Source organism: Saccharothrix sp. DSM 118769 (assembly GCF_052936295.1).
Genome location: NZ_CP193627.1, coordinates 9,045,654 through 9,069,838 on the forward strand (window position 1 = coordinate 9,045,654; position 24,185 = coordinate 9,069,838).

Genomic DNA, 24,185 nt, shown 5'->3' on the forward strand with positions numbered 1-24,185 from the left:
CTGGGCCGGTGAGCGGAAAAACCACCCTGTCGGTACCTTCGGAACAGTCCTACGCTGTGACGCACCGGAGGTGTTGCAGATGCACGCGACAGTAGGCGACCGGTTGCACGTCCACCGCCGCACCGCGGGGCTCGACGAGAACATCGGCGAGATCCTCGAGGTGCGCGGCTCGGAGGGTGCGCCGCCGTACCTGGTCCGCTTCCTCGACGGCCACGAGGGGCTGGTCTACCCCGGCCCCGACAGCCTCGTGAAGCCCCGGACCCCGGAATCCCCCAGGATCAAGGACTCGACCTCGGCGCGGTAGAGCAGCGCCGGGTCGAGCCCCATCGGTCCGAACCGGCCCGTGACCTCCAGGCTGAGCACGCCGTGCAGCCTGGTGAAGGCGCGCAGGCCGGTGAGCAGCACGGCGGGGGGCGCGTCCCCCTCGCCGCGCGACCGCGCCCACGCCCGGAGCTGGCCGTCCAGAGTGGACTCGTCCGCCGCTCCCGGTGGTGGTGAGGGCGGGCGCGGCAGCACGGACAGCAGCAGGTACCGGTGGGGCTGGGTGACGCCCCCCGTCCGGAACGCCTCCCCGAACGCACGCACCCGATCGGCTGGTACCGCGCCCTCGCCCGCCGCCGCGGCGGCCTCCACGGCGTCGGCCAGGTCGTGCCACGCGTCGCGCACCGGTTCGGCCGGCAGGTCGTCGCGCCCCGCGAAGTAGCGGTAGAGCGCGGGCCCCGTCACGCCCATCCGCTTGGCGATGGTGTTGATCGAGACGCCCGGACCGGGCGGCGGCGCGCGAGGCGCTGGAGGGCGCGTCCCTCGTGCACCTGGCCGTGAGCGTGCCGTACCCGCGGTGGTCCGGCACGCTGCCCGGCGAGCCGGTGCTGAAGCCGCTCGCGCTGGGCGGGACCACGGTGTGGTTCGGGCCGCTGGACGTGCCGCACGCGTTCGCCTTCCTCGGCGACACGGCGCGGGCGCAGGTCGTGCTGGGCGACGACGGGCGCGCCGACGGGAAGGTCTGGCACGCGCCCGCCGCGCGGCCCCTGATCGCAGGGGAGTTCGCGGCGCTCGCCGGGCGGGTGATCGGCACGGCGCGCAGGCCGACGAGGCTGCCGACGTCCGCCGTCACCGCGGCCGCGTGGTACCGGTCCGGCGCGACCACCGGCGCGGCGGCGTGAGCGGAACGGCCACCTGGGAACGTTCCCGGTGACACCGGCCCGGGTGCGCTAACCCAGGATCGTGGCGATCAGCTCGTCGGCCAGGGCGGGTGTCGCGGCGGCGATGCCCGACCACCGGCGGGACAGGTCGTGGCCGAACGTGAGCGGCCGGCCGTGCAGGTCGAGCAGGACCCCGCCGGCGGCGGGCAGCGTGACCAGGGCGGCGATGAGGTCCATCAGCCGGTGGGTGTCCGAGCCGGGATCGGCGAAGGCGTCCACCGAGCCCTCCGCCACCAGCATCGTCTCCAGGCACGACGTGCACAGGACGCGGACGCGGTCGGCCTGGTTCGCGACCCGCATCCACGCGTCCTCGGTACCGCGCTTCGGGCGCAGGAGGCACACCGAGGCGCCCTTGAGGGCGGTGCGGCCGGTGGTCCGGAAGGACGTCCGCTCCCCCGCCCGCGCCGACCACGCGCGGCCGGTGTCGAACCAGACCGTCAACGCCTCCACGGGCTCCTCGTCCACCACGAGGGCACCGGCGAAGCACGACAGCGGCACGCCGAGCGCGGCGTTGGCGGACCCGTCGACGGGGTCGACCACGAGGGTGGCCGCGGAGCCGTTGTCGAGGAAACCGGCCTCCTCGGACAGCAGGTTCACGCCCGCCCCGGCCGCCGCCTCGGCGATGGCCGCCTCCACGACCGCGTCCACCCGCATGGTGGGCGTGCCGTCCGCGCCGTCGGCGACCTCCTCCCGCAGCTCGGCGCGGGTGAAGTCACCACGCGCCCCGCCGTAGGCGCGCGCCGCCGCGCGCACGGTCGCGGCGAGCGCCGGGTGCACGGTGTCGGGCAGCTGGGGTTCGGGCACCGGCCACGGGTTCTTCGTCACGCGTCCAGCCTCGCACAGGACAGCGGAACGCCCCCTCGTCCGATCGTCGGACCGTTCATCCGTCCGATCGTCCGACGAGGGGGCGTTCCGCCGCTCGGGCTCAGATCAGGCCGAGGGCCTTCACCGCGTCGCGCTCCTCGACCAGCTCGGCCACGGAGGCGTCGATGCGGGCGCGGGAGAAGTCGTCGATCTCCAGGCCCTGCACGATCGAGTACTTCCCGTCGGTCACCGTCACCGGGAACGACGAGATGATGCCCTCGGGCACGCCGTACGAGCCGTCCGACGGGATCGCCATCGAGACCCAGTCGCCCTCGGCGGTGCCGTTGACCCAGTCGTGGACGTGGTCGATCGCCGCGTTCGCCGCCGACGCCGCCGAGGACAGGCCGCGCGCCTCGATGATCGCCGCGCCGCGCTTGGCGACGGTCGGGATGAAGTCGTTCTCCAGCCACGCCTGGTCGTTCACGGTCTCGGCCGCGTTCCGGCCGTTGACCTCGGCGTGGAACAGGTCGGGGTACTGGGTGGCCGAGTGGTTGCCCCAGATGGTCAGCTTCTTGATGTCGGTCACCGACACGTTCAGCTTCTTGGCGAGCTGCGCCAGCGCCCGGTTGTGGTCCAGGCGGGTCATCGCGGTGAAGCGCTCGGCCGGGACGTCCGGCGCGTGCTGCTGCGCGATCAGGGCGTTGGTGTTGGCCGGGTTGCCGACGACCAGGACGCGCACGTCGTCCGCCGCGCCCGCGTTGATCGCCTCGCCCTGCGGCTTGAAGATGCCGCCGTTGGCCTCCAGCAGGTCGCCGCGCTCCATGCCCTTCGTGCGCGGGCGGGCGCCCACCAGCAGCGCCACGTTCACGCCGTCGAACGCGGTCTTGGCGTCGTCGGTGATGTCGATGCCGGACAGCAGCGGGAACGCGCAGTCGTCCAGCTCCATCGCGGTGCCCTCGGCGGCCTTGACGGCCTGCGGGATCTCCAGCAGGCGCAGGCGCACCGGGACGTCCGGGCCCAGCAGGTGGCCGGAGGCGATGCGGAACAGCAGTGCGTAGCCGATCTGGCCGGCCGCACCGGTGACGGTGACATTCACGGGCGTGCGGGTCATGTGCCTTCCCGAATGTTGTGGCTTCAGTCCTCGGGCACGCACCACCAGGCAGGCTGACGACCTGTCAGCGGCGGTCTCTACACCGGGACCGCGCGCCGGACGGGTTGCCCGGCAGGTCGGAGGTTACCAACTGGAGAACGATGACAAGGTGTGACAGTGGACATCATCGAAGCCGTCACCGACGAGGACTACTCCGACGCGAACCTGTACGAGCAGCGCTGGGAGGGTCGCTCGTTCGTGCGGTGCGACTTCACCGAGGCCGACATGCGCGGCCTGGTGACGTCGAACTGCACGTTCACCGACTGCGTCTTCGACCGGACCGACCTGGGCGAGTCGACGCACACCGCGTCCGCGTTCCGCTCCTGCAAGTTCACCCGTGCGGTGCTCGGCGACGCGGTGTTCCGGTCCTGCACGTGGCTCGGCTCGGTGTTCGCGGACTGCTCGATGCGGCCGGTCACCGTGGAGGAGACCGATCTCACCCTCGCCGGGCTCGCCGGCGCCGTGCTGCCGAAGGTGTCGCTGCGCGGGCTGCGGCTGCGGGAGGCGAACCTGGAGCGGGCCGACCTGCGCGAGGCGGACCTGCGCGAGGCCGACCTCACCGGCGCCCGCCTGCTCGGCTGCCGGCTTGACGGGGCCGACCTGCGCGGGGCGCGGCTGGACGCGGACGGGCTCGTGCAGGCGTCGCTGCGCGGTGCCCGGGTGGACCTGGGCACCGCGGTGGCGTTCGCCGGCGCGCACGGCCTGCGCGTGGACTAGCCGCGCCCCCGACCGGTCAGTGGGTGGGCGCCTCCTGGTTGGCGACCTCGACCAGGACGCCGTCGGCGAGCATGTCGTCGATGGTCTTGGGCATCAGGTACGCCGTGCCGCCGCCGGGCTGCTCGAACCACGGCACGGCGATGCCCGTCAGCACCTCGACCGGCCGGCGCAGCCGGTACACCTTGTACGGCCGGTTGATCCACGACGGCACGAGCGACCGCTCGGCGAACGGCGTGCCAGCGGCGTAGACGAGGTTGCCCGTGCCGTCGCCGAAGCGGTCGACCTCCACGCCGGGGGGCAGCTCGACCATCTTCTTGTGGCGGAAGAGGGTGAGCGGCGGCTCACCGTTCATCGGCTTGATCGGCCACGTCCGGACGGGCTTGGCCTCGCCCTGCTGGCCCGGCTGTTGCTGGCCCGGCTGCGGCTGCTGGACGGGCGGCTGCTGGACCGGCGGCGGGGGCGGGCCGGGACGGCGCGGCGGCTCGCCGCCGAACCCGTTGTTCATCGGCGGGCGGGGCCGCTGCTGCTGGGGCGGGGGCGGCGGGAGCAGCGGCGGGGCCGGGCGCGGCGCGCGGCGGTGGGTGAGGGCGAGCTTGCCCACCAGGTAGGCGGTGGCGTCCTCGACGCGCTCGAAGCGGACCGGGTTGGTCGGGCCGCGGTCGAACCACGACACCTCCCAGTCCTGGTCGTCGAGGCGCAGCAACCACGTGCGGTCGGCGGGTTCGCCGAACCGGTAGGCGGCGGGCGGCACGTCCAGCTCGTCCAGGGCTCGGCGGGTGCCGGCCAGCTCGCGCTCCTCGTCCGGGGTGATCTGGCGCGGTTCCCTCGGCGGCACGGGCGCGACCTGCACGGGCTGCACGGCCTCGGTGTACTGGGTCGGCGCCTGGTCCGCGAACGGCGGGGGCACCTGCTCGGCGAACGGCGCCTGCTCGGCGAACGGGGCGGGCGCGTCGTCCCGGTCCCCCTCCTCGGCCCGGCGGGGCTGCTCGTCGTGGCCGTCGTGGCCGTCGTGCTGCTCGTGCTCGGCGTGGCCGGCGTGGTCGGGGTGGCCGCCGTGATCAGGGTGGCCGGCGTGGTCGGCGTGGCCGCCGTGCTCGGCGTGGCCCTCGTGCTCGGTGTGGTCCCCGTGGTCGCGGTGCTCGGCGAACTGCCGCTCCGGGAACGGCTGCCCGGTGAACGACTGCTCCGCGAACGACTGGTCGGCGAACTGCCGCTCGGCGAACGGCTGGTCCGCGAAGGGCTGCTCCGCGAACTGCTGCTCGGCGAACGGCTGCTCGGCGTGCCGGTCGTCGCGCACCTCGTCGTCGTGCCCGTCGAAGCGCGCGTCCTCCCGCTCGTCGAAGCGGTCGTCGTCGTGCGCCTCGTGGTGGTGCTCGACCTCGCGGACGTCCTGGGACCGGTCGTCCTGGAGCCGGTCCTCGTGGGACCGGTCGTCGTGCGCCTCGTGGTGCGGTTCGGCCTCGTGCGCGTCGAAGCGGTCGTCGTCGTGCGCGGCCGGGGCGTAGAGGTGCTCCTGGCCGACCCCGAACTCGGCGGTCACCTCGTCGGGCGCGTGCCGGGCGTCCACTTCGGCCGGTCGGTCGTCGACCCGCGGCCCGTCGGCGACGGCCCCGACCTCGGCGGTCTCCTCGGCATCGGCGTCGGCGTCGGCCGGCTGGGGGTCCTCGTCCGCGAACGGGTTCCACGTCTGCGTGTCGCCCGGCTCCCGCTCGGGGCGCTCGTCCCGCTCGTCGCGGTCGGCGGGCTCCTCGCGTTCCTCGCGGTCGTACGCGGGCACCGGCGCGAACAGGTCCATGCCGTCCACGTAGGACTCGCGCCGGTACCGGTCGTCGATGACCGGGCCGTCCTCCTCGAACCGCACCCGGTAGGGCGGGCCCTCCTGGGCGTACTCGACGACGTCCGGCTTGAGGTCGGTGAGGTTCGCGGTCTGCTCGACGTCCGCGCGGACCGGTCCCCGGTCGTCGTCGGCGAGCAGCTCGGGCAGCGGCGCGGCGACCGTCGCGCCCACCTCCACCGGCGCTTCGACCGGCGCCTCGGGCGGCTCGGCGACCGGCAGCGCGGTGCCCTGCGGCGCGGCGGGCGCGCCCAGGTTCGCGGCGGCGGCGACCCGTGACTCCTCGGACACCTCGGGCAGCACGAAGTCCTGCTGCCGGGCCCGCTCCACCAGCTCCGGCTCCGGCGGCACGCCGTAGGCGCGCAGGTAGTAGCCGACGGCGGCGGGCCAGATCCACTGCCCGTCCGTCTGGAACGCCATCGGGACGACCTGCGGCGCGTCCGGGTTGAGCACGTCCGCGTCGAACCCGCGCCCGACCACGGCGACCGGCGCGCGGTCGAGGTAGCTCAGCAGCAGATCGCGGTCGGCCTCGGGGACCGGCGGGCGGTTCACCGAGGGACGCCCGCCGGGACCCGCGCCGTCGAACACGCGGGCCGAGCGGAACGCGCGCGGCGGCTGCCGGTCCTCGAACCCGGCCGCCGGCGCCGGCTGGAGCCTGCGGCGCAGCCAGTCCGGCACGTTGTCGTCCGTGCGCGGGAAGAAGCGCATCTCGTCGAGGTACGCCTGCGGCGGCGGTGGCGTCTGCCAGGACGGCTCGGCGCGGTCGAAGTCCAGGTTGTAGCTCGACGGGTGGTCGAGCTGGTAGCGGGCGTTGGACCAGCTGCCGCGACCCTCCCGGTACATGCCCGCGCGCAGCCGCGAGAACAGCTGCGCCACGTCCGGCGGCGGGGACCACGCGCGCGCGGCGCCGTCGGCCGACCGCACCTCGGCGGCCAGCTCGAAGTACCGACCGGTCGCGCGGTACTCGGCCGTCACGTGGCGCCACTCCTCGGGAGCGGCGCGCATCAGCGTGAGGCCGATCTGCTTGACCAGCGCATCCTGCTCGGTCGGGTTCAGCGGCTTCAGCTCGGACACGTGGACCATCTTCCCCCGCGACTCCCCGTGCCCGCACGGGACCCCGCTGGGCCGAACGGACTAATGACGCCCAGCGATCACCCCTGGACCTTCGGTGGCGGGGGCTGCGTCGTCGCTTCCGGCACCTCCACCAGGCTCCCGTCGGCCAGGAGGTCGCGCACCGCCGACGCCAGGAAGAACCCCGTGCCGCCGCCGACCTGCCCGAACCACGGGACCGCGACGCCCACCAGCGCGGGCACCGGCTTCTGCACCCGGTACACGTGGTAGCGGCGGTTCAGCCAATCCGGTGGCAGCGAGCGGTTGCCGAACATCGTGCCCGCCGCGTACACGAGGTTGCCCGTCTCGGCTCCGAACCGATCAAGTTCGGTGCCGGGCGGCAGCACGACGGGCTCGCGGTCGCGGAACAGCGACAGCGGGGGCTCGTCGGGCAGCGGCTGGATGTCCGGCACCGGCTGCACCACCGGCGCCTGGTTCGCGGTCCGCGCCCCGTCGAGGTCGGCCCGCCACAGCAGCTCGGCGAGCAGCACCTTCGCCGCGTCCACGGCGTGCTCGTACACGCGCGGCCGACCGTGCGGGCCGCGGCTGCCGTCCCAGAACTGCACCTGCCACCCGGACGTGCCGGGCGCGGGTTCGAGGACGAACGCGTCGGGCTTCGGGTCGACGATGCCGTACTCGGACTCGGCGACCCCGTAGTGGTCCAGCCGCTCCTTGAGGTGCTCCAGCGCGCGCCGGTCGGCGTCGTTGATCACCCGTTCGCGGTACTCCGGCAGGGGCGCGCCATCAGCCCGACCGGTCGCGACGGCGCTCGCCGCGTCCTCCTGCTCGGGGGTCACGGGCGGCACGGCGTAGCCGTTGTCCCGGATGTGCTGCACGAGCTGCGGCACCGGCGGCACGTGGTGCTCGCGCAGGTAGTGGGCCACGCCGCCCGGCCACACCCAGGTGCCGTCGGTGTGGAAGGACAGCGGCACGGACGGCTCCGCTCCCGGCGCGAGCGCGTCCTGCCCGTAGGAGCGGGCGGCCAGCACGACGGGCGCGCCCTCCAGGTAGGCGAGCACGTCGTCCCGCTCCTGCGGGTGCACGGACGGCCGGTGGTGCACGGGCGTGCCGTCGGGGGCGAGGCCGTCGAACACCGGAGCCTCGTGGACCGCGGGGGCCGGACCGGACGGGGTGGTGAGCCCCGCGCGCTCCCGCAGCCACGCCGGGACCGCGTCCGCGTCGCGCGGGTACAGCTCCAGCTCCTCGACGTGGTGCCGGGGCTCGGGCGCGTGCCTCCAGGCCGGCTCGCCGTCGCGGTCGAACGTCGCCGAGTACGTGTCCGGGTGCACCAGGTGGAACTTCACCGAGAACCACGTGCCCCGGCCCGGCACGGCCATGCCGTCGCGCAGCTGCACGAAGAACGGCAGCGCCTCCGCCGGCAGCTCCCACTCGAACGACGAGCCGTACATGGTCAGGCCGGACACCTCGGCCTCCAGGTGCGAGCCGACCATCCGGAAGTCGACCCACAGCTGCTCCCAGTCGCCCGGCAGGCGCTGCACCAGCAGCGTGGTGACCGAACCCAGGATGGCGTTCTGGTCCTCGACGTCCAACTGCGGGGCGGTCATGCGTTCTGCTCCTCGGTGCTGGCGCCCGCCTCGACGAGCCTGGCGCGCAGCCAGTCCGGGACGTAGGCGTCGTCGCGGGGGAAGACCTGGAGGTCACGGGCGAAGTCGGCGGCCGGCACCGGCGGGTCGAACAGCGGGTCGTGGTCGAAGTTGTACGTGATGTCGATGCGGACCGGCGCGTTGACCACGCAGCGCGCGGAGAACCACGTGCCCCGGCCCTGCCGGTACATCACCTGCCGCATCTCCTGGAACGCGGCGTTCAGGCCGTCCGGCGGGACCACGTCGGGCGTGGCCCCGTCCGGCAGGTAGACCTTCAGCGCCAGGTCCTGCACGGCCACCGTCATGCGCACCAGCAGGTCGACGCGGCGGAAGCCCTCCGGAGCAGCGTCCAGCAGCATGCCGCCGATGTGCTGGAGCAGCTCGTCGTGGCGCTGCTCAGAAGTCGGCCGGCCAGAGGGCTGCGTTGTGCTCATTCGGGTAGCTCCTGACGTAGATCTCGGTCGTGCCGTCGTCGAGCGTCACGCGCCAGCGGGTCTGGTACGTGTGCGGGTGGCGTTGCAGCGGGTCGCGCAGGGCGAAGGTGTCGATGATCTCGACCGTACCGCCGGCCCTCGTGAACGCCGCGCGGTCCCGCTCCATCCGGTGCCAGGTCTCCTCGGTGACGAACGCCGGCCGCTCGTTGCCCTGGTTCTGGTCGCGCTGCTGGCTCGACTGGTTCGCCGCCTCGCCCGGACCGCCGGTCTTGTTGCCCTGGTGGTGGCCGCCGTCGGACAACTTTCGCCCGTTCGAGTCGACTTCGCCGTGCGTGCCGACGTCGAGCTGGGCGGCGCTGTCGCGGCGGATCGCCCCGCCCGAGGACAGGTCCGGCCTGCCGGTCGTGGCGACCGTCTCGCCGTCGCCGTTCGTGCGACCGCGCCACGTGTCGTTGTCCGCGACCAGCACGGCGTTCGGCAGCGGGTTGTTCAGGTCCGCGCTGAACGGCCGGAACGTGTGGACGTGCGACGCGGCGCCGTCACCGCCGGTCTGGAACGTGCCGTAGCCCTGGCCCTGGTGGTCGTCCAGCACGAACCGGGTGCCCGGCGGCAGGTCGGTCCGCGCCGAGAACGGGTTCCGGTTGTCGTACGGCTGGAGCACGGCGTCGCGCTGCTGCGGCGTCCAGCCGCCGGTGTCGCCGCCGACCACCGCGACCGAGTACTCCCACCTGCCGTCGACCCTGGTGCGCTCCACCCGGAGGTGCACCTCGCCGTTGGCCGGGGCGGGCCAGGTCCGCGTCGGCTGCTCCGCCCGGCCGAGGCCGTAGAAGCCGTCCGAGGTGACCTGCGCGTTCGCCGGGGCCTGGGTGATCTCGTTGTTCACCCGGCTGCGCTGGCCCGAGTGGGTGTCCTCGAACACCACGTGCCCGGACTCGTCGGTGAGGAACCGGCCGCGGTGCTGGCCGTGCTCGTCGCTGACCACGTACTCGGTGTTCGCGTCGTGCACCTGGCCCGGTCGGCTGAACGGCTCGCCCTGGCCGAGGCCGGTGACCGGGACCTGCCGGGTCGTCGTCGGCTCGGTGCGCGCGACGGCGTCCTGCGGGTGGCCGTTCGCGTCGGTCCGGTACTCCTGGTGCAGCGGGCCGCGGTCGATGTTGTAGTTCGCGCCCTGCGAGGAGTGCATGACCTCGGGGTTGCGGGTGTCGTCCGCCAGGAAGTCCGGCGCCGCCACCCACCGCGGCCGGCCGTCGGCGTCGGTCTGCACCGTGCCGCGGTACGCGCCGTCGGTGCCGTGGACCTCCAGGCGGGTGTCCGCGGGCAGGTCCGTGCGGGCGGTGAACGCCTCGCCCGGCGCCGGCGCCAGCGGGTGGTCCGCGCCGACGACCTGGCGGCCGTTCGCGGGCTCCGGGACCGGCTCGATCGGTACGGCCCGCTCGACCTGCACCGTCCGGTCACCGACCCGGATGGTGTCCTGCGTGACGGCGCGCGTGCCGTCGGCGTTGGCCACGAACACGTCGTTCCGCTGCCCGACCTCCACCCGGTAGTGGGCGTTCGGGACCGGGTTGAGCACCTCGGGGTTGTCGCCGTGCCGGGTGTTCGGCGCGACCGCGTCCACGAAGACGTTGCCGTCCGCGTCGACGTGCACGACCGTGCGGACCCGGCCGTCCGCGCCCTCGACCGCGATGCGGGTGTCGCGCGGCAGGTCCTGGCCCTGGAAGAACGACTGGTCGTCGCCCAGCCGGACGGTCTGCTCGTGCCGGGTCCCCGGGGCCGACCACGGCTCCTGCACCTGCGGCTCGACGTCCTGCCGGCCGCGGTGGGCCTGGTCGCCGTCGCCCTGGCCCCCGTTCGCCAGGTCGCCGGTCGGCCGGTGGCCGGGCGGCATGCCGTTCTCGCCGACCGGGCCGTGCGCGCCGTCCGGCTCGAACGCGTGCCAGCCGCCGTCCGGTGGGATGCGCGGGCCGGTGCCGGACTCGTTCGGCGAGCTGGAGTAGACGTTGCCGTGCTGGTCGGACCACGCGAGGCCGTCCGGCGCGATCACCCGCTGCCCGGTCTCCCGGGAGACGTGCGCGGCCAGGCTGTCGGCACCGCCCGCGCCCGCGTCGCAGCCGACGAGCACGATCGGCCGGTCCACCAGGTTCGGGTGGTTGTCGATCAGCTCGACCAGCTCGGCGCGCGAGTAGCGCGTGTCGCCGATGCGGACGCCGTCGCCGTCGGTGTGGACGTCGAGGACGACGTGGTCGTCACTGGCCGGGATGCGGCTCGACAGGTCGCGGAGCCGGTCCTCGGTGTGCAGGGCGACGCCCGCGTCGGTGACCTGGCTGTTGCGGATCGCCTGGTCGACGCGCTGGGACACCTCGCCGACCGGGATCGGCCCGGTGTGCGCGACCGGACCGAGGTCCGGGTTCGGCGCGAGGTCGGTCGCCTGGTTCGCGGGGGCGTAGTCGTCGAACGCGCCGTTGCGGGCCTCGTCGACGCTGACCGTGTCGGGCCGGGAGACGTTCCCGTTCTCGTCGAACGTGCCGAAGTCCGGCGGCAGCACCCGGCCGTCCGCGGGCGGCACGTCCACCTCGCGCATCACGCCGAGGTCGATCAGCCGCTGCACGCTCATCCGCCCGGTGTTCGGGTCGGCGAGGTCCGCGCTCAGGACGGGCTGGAGCTGGCGCGCGCCGCCGGCCTGGTCGAACGCGGGCGCGACCGGCGCCAGCTCGACCGTGAGGGGCGCGTCGAGGACGTAGACGTGGTAGCCCTTGCCGAGGCTGTCCGGCATGATCGCGCGCTCGCCGAACCCGTACGCCTGACCGTCCGGGCGCAGCGGCGACAGGAAGTCCCCGCCGGGGCTGCCGAACCGGTCCAGCACCGTGCCGGCGGGCAGCTCGACGACCACCCGCGGCCCGCCCGCGCCCTGGTTCGGCGGCCAGTCGATGCCGCCGTCGGGCGTCGAGTGCGCCGCGCGGAACGGCTCGTAGCTGCCGTAGGGGCCGTAGGGCTGGTAGCCGGGCTCCACGATCGCGGCGGCGCGCTGGTCGTACGTGCCGACCGACTGGTCCCCGGGGCCCGTGGCCTCGTGCACCGAGTGGTAGGGGCCGTCGTGCGAGAAGCCCTCGACCACGCCCGCGGGCTGGTTCCAGACGTTCTTCTGCGGGAACGGGTCGGCGGTGGGGTCTGAAGTGGGGTTGGTGCCCGGGTCGGTGCCGGAGTCGGCGGGCCACTCGTGCGCGGCGACGGGCGAGTGCTCGTCACCGGGCACCCCGGCCGTGTCGCCGGTCGTGTCGCCGCTGCCGTCGGTCGGGTTGACCGGTTCGGTGCGCGCCGCGGCGCTGTCACCGGGAGCCGGACCGTCCGGGATCGGCGCGGTGGTGGGCGCGGTGGTGGGCGCGGGCGTCGGCGCGGGAGCAGGCCGGTCCGCACCGGGCGTGGTCCCGTCGCCGCCACGAGCGGCAGGGGCGGGACCGTCCACCCTAGGCGCGACGGGCCGAGGAGCCGGTTCCGGCGAGCGCGCGGGCGCGCCACCGTCCGGACGAGCCGGCGCAGCCGGACCACCAGGCTGCTGACCGGCAGGCTGCTGACCACCGGGCTGCTGACCCGCAGGCCCGTACCCACCGGCCGGAGGCGGATAACCCCCGGGCTGGGGCCCGAACCCACCGGGCTGCGGCCCGAACCCGCCAACCGGGTTCACCGGGGGCTGCTGCACGGGCGCGCCTCCGCGCTGCTCCGGCAACGCGACCGGCCCGGCGTGCTGCACCGGCTGCACCGGAACCCCGGTCAACGAACTGGCGCTGACCGCGTCCGTCCCGCGAACGTCATGACCCCCGCCGGCCCCGCCATCGGTGAAGAACTCCCCGCCGGAGTGCGCGGAAGGCCCACGCCCGCCACCGCCACCGCCGCCCCCACCCGCAGCCCCACCAGGAGGAGGCGCGAACCCGCCACCCCCCAGAGGAGCGGCCCCACCAGCGGGAACACCCCCGGCAGGCGCAGGCCCGCCACCAGGCGCGTGACCCCCGGCAGGCGCGTGCCCACCGGCAGCCGGCGGCACCCCGCCACCAGCAGGAGCAGCCCCACCACCAGGCGCGACAGGCGCAGCAGGAGCACCAGGCACAGGCCCACCGGTGGCCACCGGCCCACCGGCCGGCACCCCGCCCGAAGGCACGGGCCCACCAGCGGAGCCACCACCAACAGGCCCACCGGGAACAGGACCACCGGGAACAGCGCCCCCGACAGCAGGCCCGCCGAACGAGCCACCCCCGGGCAGGGGCCCACCGGCCCGAGGCCCGGACGGACCCCCCGCAGCCGATCCACCCGCAGTCGATCCACCCGGAGTCGCCCCGCCGGCAGCCGATCCGCCGGCAGAGGGCCCACCAGCGGCCGACCCGCCGGCGGCAGGCCCACCGGCAGCGGGACCACCAGCGGCGTGACTCCCACCGACCGACCCACCAGGCGCGGCACCGCCCACCGGCGCACCACCACCCGAGGACCCACCGACCGGAGAAGGACCGCCCGCGAAGGCCGACCCACCGGACACCGGCGCACCACCGGGCATCCGCGCGCCCGACCCACCGGGCGTCGAACCACCGGACCCACTGGGAGCGGAGCCCGCCGGTCCGCCCACCGAAGGACCACCGGCGGAAGGCCCACCGACAGCGGGCCCGCCGATCGGGGACCCACCACCCGGATGCCCACCAGCCGAATGCCCGCCGACCGAGGGCGCGACCACCGGCGGCGCGGCACCGGACGTCCCCAGCCTGCTACCGATCGAAGACCCTCCCCCACCGGCACCGGGAGCGGTCGGCAGCGAAGCCCGTCCACCACCCTGACCGGCGGGCGCACCACCGAACGACGACGGCGCACCACCACCGGTCGACGCCCCACCACCCGGCGACGAGTCGCCCACCGACGGCGGCGCACCCACCGAAGGCCCGGGAGCGGGCGGCGCGGCAACGGACGACGTGCCCGTCGTGCCCGCCGGCATCCGGTTCAACCCGTCGCGGCTCACCGAAGGCCCACCCGGCGCACCCGAGGCACCCGGACCGGCCGCAGGACCACCCGCGGCAGGACCACCCGCGGCAGGACCACCGGCGGTCGGTCCGCCCACGGTCGGCGGCCCCGGCACCGGCCCACCGACGGGCGGCCCACCGTCGGGCCCACCGGCGTTGACGCGCGGCGGCTCGACCGAGATGCCGTCCTTCGCCCCGCCGATCCCACCGGACACCGCACCCGCCGACGCACCCATGAGCACGTCGCGCGCCGAGATGTCCTGCCCCAGCGCGGCGGCCGTGCCGACGGTCGACACCGCGCCCTCGACGGCACCGCGCGTGGCACCGGCGGCCACCTGCCCGGCCAGCCCGCCACCCTCGAACTTGAGACCGCCCGACACGCCGCCGACCAGGCCCGACACCGCACCGGACACGGCGGCCTCGGTCGTCTTGCCCCAGTCCCACGACTGCCGGTCGCCGCGCGCCACCTGGATGCCCTGGATGGCCGCGTCGATGCCCACGGAGATCGCGACCTCCTTGAGGATCGCGATGATCAGCTGCCGGAACGTGAACTGCACGATCAACCGCGTCGCCTGCTGCGCGATCGGGATGCCCGCGGTGGACGCGCCGAACGTGCCGAACGCCGCGGCGATCAGCGCGGCGATCTCGATCGCCAGCGCGATCAGCGACGCGATGATCGACAGCTTGGTGTACTCCACCTCCAGCGCGGTGTTGTCGCAGCTCTCGGCCAGCTGGTCGCAGACCTTCTGGAGCTTCGGCAGGTACGAGTCGTCGCCCTCGGAGAACTTCTTCCAGTACTCCTCGAACGCCTTGACCGCGTCACCGGTCTGGCTGGCGTACACGCTGGACGCGGCGCCGTTGCCCTCGTCGATGACGGACTTCACGCCCTGCGCGGCCGTGCGGTAGGCGTCGGCCATGCGCCGCAACGCCGTCTCGTCACCCTCCGGCCAGCTCTGCCCGACCACGATCGGGAAGAGCCAGGTGACCTCGCTCGGGATCTCGATGCCCACCGCAGTGCCCCTCAGTAAGTCCGGGAGATCCCGGTCGCGTTGCCCTGGTCCGAACCCTCGTACGCGTCGGCGGTCTGCTCCACGGCCGTGCGGATGTCGTCGAGGGCCTGCGCGAGGCTCCCGAACGCCTCCAGCGTCGCCTGCGAGTTGGGCACGTACTGCTTGGCGAACGCCTGCCCCGACTCGTCACCGCCCCAGCACTGGCCCTCCGCCTGCAACGCGGAGTTCAGCGCCTGGAGCACGCCGTCGAGCGAATCGCCCGCCGCGCCGAACTGGCCCGCACCGCGGCGCAGGCCGGACACACTGACGTCGAAGCCGGTCACCAGCCACTCCTGTCCATGAAGCTGCCGCCCTCGTCGTCGTCACGGGGCGCGGGACGCCTGGGCGGCGTCGACGCCTGCGGCACGACCGGCGGCTTCGGGATGAGGTCGGACAGCGACGGCATGCCGGGCAGCATCTCCGACAGGTCGACGCTCGCGCCCTGCTGCGCCGGCGCCAGCACCTCGTTCAGCTCGGTCCGCGCCTTGGCGACGGCCTGCTGGACGGTCTCGGCGGTCAGGCGGGCCAGCCGGTCCGGGGTGGTGCGCTCGAAGGCGTTCGCGGAGAACTCCAGGGACGTCAACGCCCCCGCCGAGTCGACGGTGGCGCGCACCGACCCGTCCTTCGACACCGCGGTGGCCGTGATCGCCATGGCCTTGGCCTGGGTCTCGCGCAGTTCGGCGGTCTTCTTGTTCAGCTCGGCCAGGAGGGAGTCGACCTGCTCGCGCATGGCCGCGTTCCGCGCCTCCAGCTCGGCCCGTCGTCCGGTCGGATCGGTCACAGCTGTCCCCTCGTGAGCGGCGTCAGAGGTGCTGACGCTAACCGAGGCCCGCGGGTTCCCGCGGATGTTCGGCATCCCGCTGTCGGCACCGCCCCCGCTGACACCGCCCCTGCCCGTGCCGTCCTTGCCGGTGCTCCCGCTGTCGGTGCTCCCGGGCAGAGTGTGACCGTGCTGCGCCCCTACCGAGAGCTCGCCGGTGTCCCCCACCTCCCGTGGCTGCTGCTGTGGTCGCTGCTGGGCCGCATCCACCTGCCCGCGACACCGCTGGCGGTGTCGTTCCTGATAGCCGGGTGGACGGGGTCGTACGCGGTGGCGGGCGTGGTCGGCGGCGCCCTGACGCTCGGCATGGGCGTGGCCGGACCGGTGCGCGGACGGGCCGCCGACCGCAGCCCGGCGGGACGGTTGTTGCTGGTCACCGCCTTGGGCTACGGCACGGGCATCACGGTGCTGGGACTGCTGCCCGCGGTGCTGCCCGGCGGCGCGTGGCCGGTGGCGGTGGTCGTCGGCTTCCTGACCGGGCTGAGCACCCCGCCGGTGACGGCGATGAGCCGAGCGAGCTTCCCGCGCCTGGCGACGGGCACGGCGCAGTCGGCCGTGTTCACGGTCGAGGCGTCGATGCAGGAGGTCATGTACATCGTCGGCCCGGCGCTGGCCGCGACCGTGGTGGCGGTGTGGAACGCGCAGGCCGCGCTGTGGCTGTGCGGCGCGCTGGCGGTGTTCGGGGCGCTCGGGTTCGCCGCCGCGCTGCGCCGGGCCGGCCTCGACGAACCGGTGGCGCGGGAACGGGCGGCGGGCGGGCGGACGCTGCTGGCCGACCGTTCCCTGGCGCTCGCGCTGGTGACCGCGCTGTTCCTGGTCGCGTCCCTGGTGTCGATCGACATGGTGATCATCGCCTGGGCCCGCGACCTGGGCAAACCGGCCATGGCCGGGGTGTTGACGGCGGTGTGGGGCGTCGGGTCCGTGATCGGCGGCCTGATCGCGGGCGGGCTCACCGGGCGGGTCCGGTTCGCCCGGCGGATGCTGTTGATGGCGCTGGGCGTGGCACCGCTGGTGCTCGTCCTGCCGCCGGTGGTGGAGCCGTCGTCGGCGTGGCTGATCGGGCTCGTGCTCGGAGTGGGAGGGATGGCCATCGCACCCGCCATCGCGGCCAACAACCAGCGGATCAGCGGCCTCGCCCCGGACGACCGGAAGGCGGAGGCGTTCGGCTGGATGGGCACGTTCACCACGGCCGGCTCGGCGTTGTCGCTGCCGGTGGCCGGGACGCTGCTCGACCACGTCGGCCCCGCCGCCGCGGCGGGCGCGAGCGCGGCGTTGGCGCTGTTCGGGGCGTTCCTGGCGAGCCGGGTGCGCGACCGCGAGGTCGTGCCGGTTGGGTGACGGGGGTCGGTTCACCGGCGCGCTCCTCGCGGTCGTCGGTGGGGTGTTCCTGGCCGTCCAGGGCCGGTTGAACGGCGAACTCGGGCACGTCTTCGGCGACGGTTTCCTGGCCGCGCTCGTGTCGTTCGGCGGTGGGCTGGCGCTGTTGCTGCTGGCCGTGCCGATGTCCCGGAGCGGCCGGGCCGGGGTGGCACGGCTGGTCGCGGCACTGCGCGCCGGCCGCCTCCGCTGGTGGCAGTGCGCCGGCGGGGCGTGCGGCGCGTTCTTCGTGTCCGCTCAGGGCCTGACGGTCGCGACGCTGGGCGTCGCCGTGTTCACCGTGGCCGCGGTCGCCGCGCAGGCCGTGAGCAGCCTCGCGGTCGACCGCGCGGGCGTCGGCCCCGCCGGGCGCGTGCCGCTGACCCGCCCCCGCGTCGCCGGCGCGGCCCTCGCCGTGGTGGCGGTCGCGGTCGCCGTGTCCGACGAGATCGGCGACCCGGCCGGCCTGTGGCTCGCCCTGCTGCCCGCCCTGGCCGGCTTCGGCCTCGGCTGGCAGCAGGCGGTGAACGGCCTGGTCCGCGAGGCCGCGGACAGCACCCGGGTCACCACCATGGTCAACTTCGGCACCGGCACGGCCGTACTGCTCGTCGTCTGCGCGGTGGACGTGGCCGCACGCGGCCTGCCGTCCGCCGCACCCGCCGAACCCTGGTACTACGCGGGCGGCGCGCTCGGCGTCTTCACCATCGGCTCGGCCGTGCTCGCCGTCCGCCGGCTCGGCGTGCTGCTGGTCGGGCTGTGCCAGGTGGCGGGCCAGCTCATCGGCGCCCTCACCCTCGACCTCGTCGCCCCCGCCGCAGGTGGGCAGCTGTCCACGATGACCGTGATCGGCACGGCGTTGACGCTGATCGCCGTGGTGGTCGCCGCGCTGCCCACCCGCCGGTGATGAGAGGATGAGGCACGTGACTGCGACGATCCTCAACGGCAGGGCTACCCGGGACGCGATCTTCGAGGACTTGCGCGGGCGGGTCGCCGCCCTGGCCGAGCAGGGCGTGACGCCCGGCCTGGCCACCGTGCTGGTCGGCGACGACCCGGGATCGCACTCGTACGTGCGCGGCAAGCACCTCGCGTGCGCCAAGGTGGGCATCACCTCCCTCCGCCGCGACCTGCCCGCGGACACCACGCAGGAGCAGCTCGAAGCCGTCATCGACGAGCTGAACGCCGACCCGGCGTGCACCGCGTACATCGTGCAGCTGCCGCTGCCCAAGCACCTCGACCCGAACCCGATCCTGGAGCGCATCGACCCGCGCAAGGACGGCGACGGGCTGCACCCCGTCAACCTGGGCAAGCTCGTCCTCGGCGACGAGGCCCCGCTGCCCGCCACCCCGCGCGGCGTCGTCGAGCTGCTGCGCCGCTACGACGTGCCGCTGGCCGGCGCCAACGTGACCGTCGTCGGCCGCGGCGTCACCGTCGGCCGCCCGATCGGCCTGCTGCTGACCAGGCGCTCCGAGAACGCCACGGTCACCCTGTGCCACACCGGCACCAAGGACCTCGCCGCCGAGGTCCGGCGGGCGGACATCGTGGTCGCGGGCGCGGGCAGCCCCGGCCTGATCACCGCCGACATGGTCAAGCCCGGCGCGGCCGTCGTCGACGTCGGCATCACCCGCACCGACGCCGGCCTGGTCGGCGACGTCCACCCCGACGTGGCCGAGGTCGCGGGCTTCCTGGCCCCGATCCCGGGTGGCGCGGGACCGATGACCATTGCCATGCTGCTGACCAACACGGTCGAGGCAGCCGAGCGCAACCTCGCGACGGCCTGAGGCGGAAGCGGTGGAGTTGTTGCCGGAACAGCGCTGGCGGTCGGCGGCAGGTCGACACCTGCCGTTCGCCCTGGTGCTGGCTATCAGCCTCCTCGGTTTCGTGCGGATCGTGCAGTACCACTGGCGGCAGGGCGTCGTGCTGATCGGCCTCGCGCTGCTGGTCGCCGCCCTGCTGCGGGTGATGGTGACCGACGAACAGGCGGGCCTGATCGCCATCCGCAGCCGCAGCGTCGACGCACTGCTCTACACCGGCCTGGGCTTCGCCGTGATAGTGGTCGCCATGACCATCATCGGCGGCCCCCTGGACCGCTAGTACCCGCGGAGGACCGACGGCCGCCGACCCCCGCCTGGCTCGGTCCCGCCGGCCGAGCCGGTCAGGCCGCCACGCACTCGGCCCACCCGGACGCCCGCCTCCGGACGCCCACCCTTGGGCGACTCGGCCTTGGGCGACTCGGCCCGCCCGGACGCCTGACGACTCGGACGCCTGGGCCGCCTGAGCACCCGGTCCCCGCCGGGCGGCCGATCCGCCCGTCAGCCATCCGCCACCGGCGAGCAGCTCTCGCCCCGCGACCAGCTCCCCGCCGGCAGCGGGTCCCGGTCAGGCGCGCTCGACGAGCGCGGTGATCAATCGCGTCATCTCCTCCTCCGGCAGCACGTCGGGCAACGTCAGGTGCTCCACGACCAGTCCGCTCATCGCCAGGTAGAGCGACACGACCGTGGTGCGGTCACCGGGCAGGCCCGCGTCCAGGTGGAAGCGGACGTTCTCCTCCAGGGTCCGGCTGATCGTCTTGGTCAGCGCGGCCTGCAACTCGGGGCGCCTGGTCGCCTCCAGCCGCAGCTCCAGCAGGGCGAGGTACCCGGTCCGGTCGACCTGGAGCCGCCCGAGCAGCTCCTGGAGCAGCCGCACCACGAGACTCTTGTCCGGCGGCGAGTCCATGGTCTTGGCGAGTCGCACCGCGTCGGGCGTGAGGCGGACGTGGATGTGCTCCGCCACCTGCCTCAGCAGGTCGTCGCGGTTGGCGAAGTAGTTGGACGCCGTGCCCTTCGGCACGGCGGCCTCCACGTCGACCGCCCGGAAGGTCAACCCGCGCGCGCCGTCACGGGCGAGCACCTCGATCGCCGCGTCGACCAGCGCCGTTCGCCTGGTCGGGTTACTCGTCATGATCCCTCCTTGACAACCACTCCAGCCATAGTACTACAGTCGAAGTGGTTGACGCCAGACACGGAGGAATGAGCCATGCGGAACCTGACCTACTTCATCGCCACCTCGCTCGACGGGTTCATCGCCGACCCGACGGGCGGGTACGGCGACTTCCTCTTCGAGGGCGACCACATGACGGCCATCTTCGAGGAGTACCCCGACACCCTGCCGGGCCAGGCGCGCCAGGCGCTGGGCATCGACGCCCCGAACAAGGAGTTCGACACGGTCCTCATGGGTCGCGCCACCTACCAGGTACCGGGCGGGCCACCCAGCCCGTACCCGCACCTGCGCCAGTACGTGGCCTCCTCCAGACTCGGTTCCACCCCGCCTGACGTGCAGGTGGTCGCCGATCCCCTGGCGACGGTCCGCGAGCTCAAGGCCGAACCGGGCCTGGGGATCTGGCTGTGCGGCGGCGGCAGGCTGGCCGCCACCCTGCTGCCCGAGATCGACGAACTGGTCCTCAAGGTCCACCCGATCGTGTTGGGCAGGGGAATCCCTCTGTTCGCGGGCGACTTCCCGGCGGCGCGCTTCGCGGTGACGTCCACGAGGACCTTCGACACGGGCGTCGCGTTCACCACCTACAGCAGGGAGGACCCCACCTGACCGATCGAACCGACCCGCTCCCGCACGGCTGCCGACGCGTCCCATCGCGATCCCACTCGACGACCACACCCGCACGACCGTCGAGCAGCCTCCCCTTCCGCCACGCCGTCAGCGGAAGTCGCGGGAACGAGAAGGAATGCGCAGCTCCAGGCACTGGAGGCGTTCGGCGCGGACGCTGACAACTCCCCCTGCCGACTCGACGACGCCCCGGATGATCAGCGCCGGGCTCGTCCGGGCGACTCGACGGCAGCGGGACCAGGGGCCGGCGGTGCAGACGACGTTGACCATGCCCGTCTCGTCCTCGTTGTTGAGGAAGGTGACGCCGCCCGCGGTGGCGGGGCGTTGGCGGTGGGTGACGGCGCCCCCGACCAGCACCCTGGCGCCGTCGGGCACGTCGGGCACGTCGGGCACGTCGGCCAGGGCGGCGGTCGACAGGGCGCCCAGGGCGGTGAGCCGTTCCCGGACGAACTCGGTCGGGAAGCTGTCCGGGGACAGGCCCATCGCCCAGACGTCGGCGACGGCCAACTCCACCTCGTCCATCCCGGGCAGGGCGGGGGCGTCGGTGCCGACGGTGGTGCCGGGCAGGTGGCCGGGGCGGATCTTCGCCACGGCCCCGCCGCCCACAGCGCGGCACGCCGGTCGAGGCCGAAGCAACCGAAGGCGCCTGCGGTGGCCAGAACCTCGACCTGCGCGGTGGTGAGCCGGACACGGGCGCCGAAGTCCGCCACGTCCCGGAACGGGCCGCATCCCGTTGCGCGACAACGGCTTCGGCGACCTGTCGCCCGATGCCCCGGATACCGGCGAGGCCGATGCGGACGGCCTGGTCACCGTCGACGGGTTCGAGGGTGGCGTGGGTGAGGCCGGCGTTGACATCGGGACCGAGTACGCGCACGCCGTGGCGGCGGGCGTCGGCCACGAGTGATTGAGAGGAGTAGAAGCCCATGGGCTGAACGCAGCAGGGCCGCGCAGAACGCGGCCGGGTGCGAGCTGGCCGCTGGTGATGGTGCGGCACAGCGCGTGGTAGCCGTCGCGGCCGGTGGCGAGCAGCAGCAGGTGCTCGCCCTCCGGGTGGGGTGCGCCGTTCCGCGGTGCCGACAGGCCGAGGCTCAGCTCGGTGCCGAAGACCGTGCGCACGCCCAACTCCCTGGCGGCCTCGGCGAACCGCACCACGCCGTACATGCCGTCGTGGTCGGTCAGCGCTATGCCGTCCAGGTCGAGCTGCTGCGCGCCCTCGACCAGTTCCTCGGGGTGGCTCGCGCCGTCGAGGAAGCTGAAGTTGGAGTGGCAGTGCGGCTCGACGTACGGGACGCGCGAACGGGTGAGGCCCAGCTCGTCGACCTTGAGCCCGGCGGCGGCCGGTGCCTGGTACCGGTCACGGCGACGAGTCCACCCAGGCCCGTCGTCGCTGTCGGGCGCCTGGGGCTCGCCCGACAGCGCCCGCTCCAGGTCGGCCCACCGGACCGGCGGGTTGTTCCAGCCCATCAGCACACATCCGTCAGGGCAGGGTGTCCGGGGCGCGTCGGGGGGACGGGATCAGCGACAGGAGGTCGGGCGACTGCCAGGCGGAGAACTGCCGGGCGGAGGACGGCGTGCGCGGTGGCCGCCACGTGTGCGGGTGAGGGGCCGCCACCAGCGGGGGCAGAGGGGCCGCTGGTGGCGGCGGCTTCCGGGGGACGCGCCTGGGCAGTGGGGGCGCGGCCGATGTCGGTGGGTTCGGGGGTGGGGTCCAGCCGAAGTTCGTGGGGTAGGCCGGTTCGTCCGAGCGGTGTTCGGGTACGGAGCGCTGTTCGGGCATGTCGAACTCGGTCAACCAGCCGGCCAGTCCGTGAACGGGCCGGCCGTGGGCAGGCATGTCGTGGGCAGGAATATCGTCGGCGGCTCGGTCGTGGGCGGGCCGACCGTGGGCGGGCTGGCTGTAGGTGGCTTGGCTGTCGGCGGGTTGGGCGTGGGTGGGCCGGGGATGAATGGGCTGCGGGTGGGCGGGTTGGGCGTGGGTTGCCCGGCTCCGGTCGGCGGTGGTTGCCGGGCCGGGTGGTTCGGCGCGGTTCGACTCGCGCCAGGTGATCGGCGCGGCCGGTGTGGTGTTGTCCTTGTGGTGCTTGTGCTCGGGACGATCGGTCATCAGTCGTACACCCCTTCCACGGCCCACTTACCGCCCGCGCGGATCAGCAGGAATGCTTGTTCTTCGCCGTCCGGTGCGGTGCCCAGGACCTGGAGGCGGGCGGCGCGGAGGGCGGTGGTTCCGTCCCACCAGCGTTCGTCCACCGGCCACGGGCCCGACCAGGCGGTCACCTGTCGTGCCCGTCCCGCGTGGACGATGCGGTGCGGGTGGGCGACGAGTTCGGCGTAGCCGGTGACCACGACGTCCGGACCGAGCAGGCCCTGGACGTGCACCCTCGCCCTCGCCGCGTGTTCGGTCGCCTCACCCTGGTCCTGGCCCGCGCCCGGCCACAGGCCGGGTTGCAGGGCGGTGGTGGAGTCGACGATCTCTTCGGGGTCGAGTTGGAGCACTTCGATGCCGGAGGTGAGCGTGGCCCGGGTGAGCCACCCGTCGAGTTGCCGGCGCACCCGGTCCGCGATGCCCTGCGGGGTGGGCGGGTCGGCGCAGTGCCACACCCGGCGGAGTTGTTCGCCGTCCTCGGTGGTGGCCCGGATGCCCAGTCGCGTGCAGGCGAGGCCGTGGTCGGCGAGGACGGTGTGCAGGCGTTCGGCCAGTCCCTTGGCGGCGAACGCGGCCGCGTCGACCCGCTCCACGGGCGGGTCGAGGTGCTGGGTCACCGTCAGGTCGGGCGGTGGGCGGCGGCGTGACCTGGGGCGTTCCTCCCGACCGGCGGACTGGCGGTGGGCCGGCACGGCCTGTCTGCCGAAGCGGGTGGCGACGTCGCGTTCGGAGATCTCGGCGAACGCGCCCAGCGTGCGCAGGCCGAGGCGGCGCAGGAGGTCGACCAACCGGGTCAGGTCCTCGCGGTGGTCGGCGGGCTGGTCGGGTTCGTGGATGCCGAGCGGTGCCAGGAAGTCGGCGCTGCGGCCGGGTGGCACGACGACGCCCCGGTGAGCGGCCAGGGTCGACGCGAACACCTCGTCGGCGAAACTGACCTGGGCTTCGACGCCGGTGCGCGCGGCGACGTGGTCGACCAGGCGTTCGGCCGCTTGTTGGGCCGCTTGTTGGGCCGCTTGTTGGGCCGCTTGTTGGGCAGAGCCGTGGTAGCCGACCGGCCCTCGCGCCGCGACCGCGACCAGTCCGGCGCGGACCACCTCGATGTCCGGCGCGGGTTCCTCGACCGCCGCCGCGATCGGCTCGAACAGGCGGGTGTCGCGGGCCTCGACGTGGTCGAGGACGACCAGTTCGTGGCACTGCGCCTGTGCCGCGCGCTCGCGCATCCCTCGCCGCACGCCTTCGGCCCGTGCGACTGCCGAGCAGGCGATCCCCTCGCCCGAACCGATGACGGCGGCGGGCACGTGCGGCAGCAGGGCGGCCTCGGCGGACGCGGCGACCACCGGCCAGTCGGGACACCAGACAGCGAGCGTG

20 protein-coding genes and 3 pseudogenes are annotated in these 24,185 nt (G+C 74.2%); 8 read left to right on the forward strand and 15 right to left on the reverse strand.

What is annotated here, in order from left to right; translation table 11 throughout:
- Nucleotides 1-79 precede the first annotated feature (79 nt).
- The gene (locus ACRAKJ_RS38560; protein ID WP_438922117.1) at nucleotides 80-304 is read left to right on the forward strand and encodes a DUF1918 domain-containing protein; all 225 of its coding nucleotides are present in this window, start codon (nucleotides 80-82) and stop codon (nucleotides 302-304) included.
- Here ACRAKJ_RS38560 and ACRAKJ_RS38565 read toward each other — a convergent pair.
- The gene (locus tag ACRAKJ_RS38565; RefSeq protein WP_438922144.1) at nucleotides 226-753 is read right to left on the reverse strand and encodes a WHG domain-containing protein; all 528 of its coding nucleotides are present in this window, start codon (nucleotides 751-753) and stop codon (nucleotides 226-228) included. The genes ACRAKJ_RS38560 and ACRAKJ_RS38565 overlap by 79 nt on opposite strands.
- A gap of 65 nt (nucleotides 754-818) precedes the next feature.
- Here ACRAKJ_RS38565 and ACRAKJ_RS38570 point away from each other — a divergent pair, with 65 nt between their 5' ends.
- On the forward strand, nucleotides 819-1,163 hold the full coding sequence (locus ACRAKJ_RS38570; RefSeq protein ID WP_438922116.1) for a hypothetical protein: 345 nt from the start codon (nucleotides 819-821) through the stop codon (nucleotides 1,161-1,163).
- A 48-nt stretch (nucleotides 1,164-1,211) separates the two neighbouring features.
- On the opposite strand, the gene ACRAKJ_RS38575 is transcribed toward ACRAKJ_RS38570, so the two are convergent.
- Nucleotides 1,212-2,027, reverse strand: a complete 816-nt coding sequence (locus ACRAKJ_RS38575; RefSeq protein ID WP_438922115.1) for an inositol monophosphatase family protein — start codon at nucleotides 2,025-2,027, stop codon at nucleotides 1,212-1,214.
- Between the two features lie 100 nt (nucleotides 2,028-2,127).
- Nucleotides 2,128-3,117 carry a malate dehydrogenase gene (locus ACRAKJ_RS38580; protein ID WP_438922114.1) on the reverse strand — a complete coding sequence of 330 codons (990 nt, stop codon included), beginning with the start codon at nucleotides 3,115-3,117 and terminating at the stop codon, nucleotides 2,128-2,130.
- 156 nt (nucleotides 3,118-3,273) lie between these two features.
- Between ACRAKJ_RS38580 and ACRAKJ_RS38585 the strand changes: the two genes are divergently transcribed.
- Entirely contained in the window at nucleotides 3,274-3,873 is a 600-nt protein-coding gene (locus tag ACRAKJ_RS38585) for a pentapeptide repeat-containing protein (RefSeq protein ID WP_438922113.1), read from the forward strand.
- Nucleotides 3,874-3,889: 16 nt separating this feature from the next.
- On the opposite strand, the gene ACRAKJ_RS38590 is transcribed toward ACRAKJ_RS38585, so the two are convergent.
- The 8 genes and pseudogenes from ACRAKJ_RS38590 to ACRAKJ_RS38625 all read right to left on the reverse strand — a co-directional run bounded on the left by ACRAKJ_RS38590 (nucleotide 3,890) and on the right by ACRAKJ_RS38625 (nucleotide 15,679).
- On the reverse strand, nucleotides 3,890-6,781 hold the full coding sequence (locus ACRAKJ_RS38590) for a glycohydrolase toxin TNT-related protein (protein ID WP_438922112.1): 2,892 nt from the start codon (nucleotides 6,779-6,781) through the stop codon (nucleotides 3,890-3,892).
- Between the two features lie 77 nt (nucleotides 6,782-6,858).
- The gene (locus ACRAKJ_RS38595) at nucleotides 6,859-8,382 is read right to left on the reverse strand and encodes a TNT domain-containing protein (protein WP_438922111.1); all 1,524 of its coding nucleotides are present in this window, start codon (nucleotides 8,380-8,382) and stop codon (nucleotides 6,859-6,861) included.
- Nucleotides 8,379-8,855, reverse strand: coding sequence for a hypothetical protein (locus tag ACRAKJ_RS38600; RefSeq protein ID WP_438922110.1), 477 nt, complete (start codon nucleotides 8,853-8,855; stop codon nucleotides 8,379-8,381). The genes ACRAKJ_RS38595 and ACRAKJ_RS38600 overlap by 4 nt, the downstream gene beginning before the upstream one ends.
- Nucleotides 8,818-12,315, reverse strand: coding sequence for a TNT domain-containing protein (locus tag ACRAKJ_RS38605; RefSeq protein ID WP_438922109.1), 3,498 nt, complete (start codon nucleotides 12,313-12,315; stop codon nucleotides 8,818-8,820). Before ACRAKJ_RS38605 ends, ACRAKJ_RS38600 begins: the two co-directional genes overlap by 38 nt.
- Nucleotides 12,316-12,620: 305 nt before the next feature.
- Entirely contained in the window at nucleotides 12,621-13,097 is a 477-nt protein-coding gene (locus ACRAKJ_RS38610) for a hypothetical protein (RefSeq protein ID WP_438922108.1), read from the reverse strand.
- Nucleotides 13,098-14,469: 1,372 nt separating this feature from the next.
- Nucleotides 14,470-14,859 (reverse strand): annotated as a pseudogene (locus ACRAKJ_RS38615) (WXG100 family type VII secretion target); the annotation flags it as partial.
- Between the two features lie 11 nt (nucleotides 14,860-14,870).
- Nucleotides 14,871-15,182 (reverse strand): WXG100 family type VII secretion target, encoded by a 312-nt coding sequence (locus tag ACRAKJ_RS38620; RefSeq protein WP_438922106.1) that lies wholly within the window; start codon nucleotides 15,180-15,182, stop codon nucleotides 14,871-14,873.
- Complete coding sequence (locus ACRAKJ_RS38625) at nucleotides 15,179-15,679, reverse strand: YbaB/EbfC family nucleoid-associated protein (protein WP_438922105.1); 501 nt, start codon at nucleotides 15,677-15,679, stop codon at nucleotides 15,179-15,181. The genes ACRAKJ_RS38620 and ACRAKJ_RS38625 overlap by 4 nt, the downstream gene beginning before the upstream one ends.
- A 168-nt stretch (nucleotides 15,680-15,847) precedes the next feature.
- Between ACRAKJ_RS38625 and ACRAKJ_RS38630 the strand changes: the two genes are divergently transcribed.
- From ACRAKJ_RS38630 to ACRAKJ_RS38645, 4 genes are read left to right on the forward strand one after another with little or no spacing between them, the layout of a single operon-like run.
- The gene (locus ACRAKJ_RS38630; protein WP_438922104.1) at nucleotides 15,848-17,056 is read left to right on the forward strand and encodes an MFS transporter; all 1,209 of its coding nucleotides are present in this window, start codon (nucleotides 15,848-15,850) and stop codon (nucleotides 17,054-17,056) included.
- A complete protein-coding gene (locus ACRAKJ_RS38635; RefSeq protein WP_438922103.1) occupies nucleotides 17,049-17,978 on the forward strand; it encodes a DMT family transporter in 930 nt (309 codons plus the stop codon). The genes ACRAKJ_RS38630 and ACRAKJ_RS38635 overlap by 8 nt, the downstream gene beginning before the upstream one ends.
- A 16-nt stretch (nucleotides 17,979-17,994) precedes the next feature.
- Nucleotides 17,995-18,852, forward strand: a complete 858-nt coding sequence (locus ACRAKJ_RS38640; protein ID WP_438922102.1) for a bifunctional methylenetetrahydrofolate dehydrogenase/methenyltetrahydrofolate cyclohydrolase — start codon at nucleotides 17,995-17,997, stop codon at nucleotides 18,850-18,852.
- A 19-nt stretch (nucleotides 18,853-18,871) separates the two neighbouring features.
- Nucleotides 18,872-19,165 carry a DUF3017 domain-containing protein gene (locus ACRAKJ_RS38645; protein ID WP_438922143.1) on the forward strand — a complete coding sequence of 98 codons (294 nt, stop codon included), beginning with the start codon at nucleotides 18,872-18,874 and terminating at the stop codon, nucleotides 19,163-19,165.
- A 285-nt stretch (nucleotides 19,166-19,450) separates the two neighbouring features.
- On the opposite strand, the gene ACRAKJ_RS38650 is transcribed toward ACRAKJ_RS38645, so the two are convergent.
- A complete protein-coding gene (locus ACRAKJ_RS38650) occupies nucleotides 19,451-20,014 on the reverse strand; it encodes a TetR family transcriptional regulator (RefSeq protein ID WP_438922101.1) in 564 nt (187 codons plus the stop codon).
- Between the two features lie 75 nt (nucleotides 20,015-20,089).
- Between ACRAKJ_RS38650 and ACRAKJ_RS38655 the strand changes: the two genes are divergently transcribed.
- Nucleotides 20,090-20,656, forward strand: coding sequence for a dihydrofolate reductase family protein (locus ACRAKJ_RS38655; protein WP_438922100.1), 567 nt, complete (start codon nucleotides 20,090-20,092; stop codon nucleotides 20,654-20,656).
- A 108-nt stretch (nucleotides 20,657-20,764) separates the two neighbouring features.
- Here ACRAKJ_RS38655 and ACRAKJ_RS38660 read toward each other — a convergent pair.
- The 3 genes and pseudogenes from ACRAKJ_RS38660 to ACRAKJ_RS38670 form a co-directional block, all read right to left on the reverse strand.
- Nucleotides 20,765-21,639: pseudogene (locus ACRAKJ_RS38660) on the reverse strand (helix-hairpin-helix domain-containing protein); the annotation flags it as partial.
- A 1-nt stretch (nucleotide 21,640) separates the two neighbouring features.
- Nucleotides 21,641-22,138, reverse strand: a pseudogene (locus ACRAKJ_RS38665) (PHP domain-containing protein); the annotation flags it as partial.
- 639 nt (nucleotides 22,139-22,777) lie between these two features.
- Nucleotides 22,778-24,154: a Y-family DNA polymerase gene (locus tag ACRAKJ_RS38670; protein ID WP_438922099.1), complete on the reverse strand. Its 1,377-nt coding sequence runs from the start codon at nucleotides 24,152-24,154 to the stop codon at nucleotides 22,778-22,780.
- Between the last annotated feature and the right edge of the window lie 31 nt (nucleotides 24,155-24,185).